This is a genomic window from Lactobacillus sp. UMNPBX4 (assembly GCF_002554115.1).
Lineage (GTDB): Bacteria > Bacillota > Bacilli > Lactobacillales > Lactobacillaceae > Lactobacillus > Lactobacillus gallinarum.
The window spans coordinates 1-1,737 of the sequence record NZ_PCZF01000101.1 but is presented as its reverse complement, the minus strand read 5'-3'; the positions used below and the strand labels follow the sequence as shown (position 1 = coordinate 1,737).

At 39.3% G+C, this 1,737-nt stretch carries 1 protein-coding gene; it reads left to right on the top strand.

Annotated features, from left to right (window positions below):
- Positions 1-144: 144 nt before the first annotated feature.
- Positions 145-1,737: IS1182 family transposase (locus CP355_RS09830; RefSeq protein ID WP_098044438.1), on the top strand; the 1,593-nt coding region annotated here is incomplete at its 3' end.

Here is a 1,737-nt window from a genome sequence, read left to right as displayed (position 1 = left end):
AAGTGTCTGGGAAAAAACTAATTCTCAGACAGGAAAAAAGAACGATGATTTCCTAATGGATTTCATCGTTCTTTTTCTATACTTTAAGTGCCTTCCTTGATATTATTGAATCACCACAAAACAAAAAGAAAGAAGGCAATCTTAATGTATCAAAATTATACCATAGGTCAAACAGCTTTAACACTCAACTTAGACTTCGCTATTCCTCATAATCATTTGGCTAATACCATTAGCTGGTTTGTCGATTCAATTCCAGAAGATGTCTTATTGGGTAATACTGCTAAAACCGGTCGTCCAGCTTATCATCCAGCGATGATGCTTAAAATCTTGCTTTTTGCTTATTCCAGAAGAGTATTTTCAGGCAGAAAAATCGAATTAATGCTGGAAGAAAACGTGCCGATGATGGCTTTGGCTGAACACCAACAGATTTCTTACCATACTATCAATAACTTTAGATCCAGCAAGCATGCCAATGAGCTGGTTAAGAAAAGCTTCCTCTACTTTACCAATTTGTTAGAAGCCGAGGGCCTTATCAATGAAGGAGCGATCTTTATTGATGGCACTAAAATCGAAGCTGACGCCAATCGCTATACTTTTGTTTGGCGCAAGGCAGTTGAAAAATTTCATGACAAGCTCAAAGGTCAAGCGGTTGAGCTTTATGATGAATTGATTGCCAAAGAAGTCGTCAAAGCAATGGCAAAAGAGAAAGTCCAGACCAGTCAAGGTTTGGCAGAGCTAGCACAAGAAACGGAAGCCGAGATTGAAAAGCTGACCGAAGAAATTGAGCAAGAACCCAAAGCAATCCCTGGCGGTTCGCCTAGAAAAGCAAGAAGACGCGGTCTTAAAAAGCTGCTTCATAAACTAAGAAAAGACTATGTTCCTCGAATGAAGAAATATGAAGAGGCGAAAGAAATCTTTGCAGGGCGTAACAGCTATTCTAAGACAGATCATGACGCGACTTTCATGCATATGAAGGAAGATCACATGAAGAACGGCCAGCTCAAGCCAGGCTACAATATTCAAGCCGCCACCACTGATCAATATGTGGTTGACTTTGCTTTATACCCTAATCCAACTGATTTTAGAACTTTCGAACCATTTTTAAAGCAGATGACGACACTAGACAAGTTTGACAAGATTGTCGCTGATGCTGGTTATGGCAGCGAATATAATTATTCAATGTTAGAAGAAGAGTATTCAGACAAGAAGTACTATATTCCTTATACCATGTACGAAAAGGAAAAGACCAGAAAGTATCGCAACGATCCAACTAAGCTGGCTAACTGGTTCTATGATGAAAAAGATGATTATTACCTTGATCAAAATGGCGTCAGATTCAACTTCAAATATTATAGTCAACGTAAAGATCGATCGACTGGTCAGGTTCGTGATTTTAAGGTCTATGAAGCAGATGAATTTCAACTAACGCCAGAATTAGAACGCTTAGCCAAGACTAAGAGCGGACGCCAACGTCAGGTTCGCTATAATCCTAACTGGCAATACCTAAAAGAAAAAGCCAAAGCAGTTCTCCAAAGTCCTGAAGGCAGACACATCTACAGCATGAGGAAATATGATGTGGAGCCGATTTTTGGACATTTGAAGAACGTCTTTGGCATGCGCCGAACTCATTTAAGAGGCAAAAAGAAGGTTGAAACAGATATAGGAATAGCCTTCATGATGATGAATTTAAGCAAATATTGGAACAGAAGATGGTCAAAAGACCAATTTTCTTTGTTC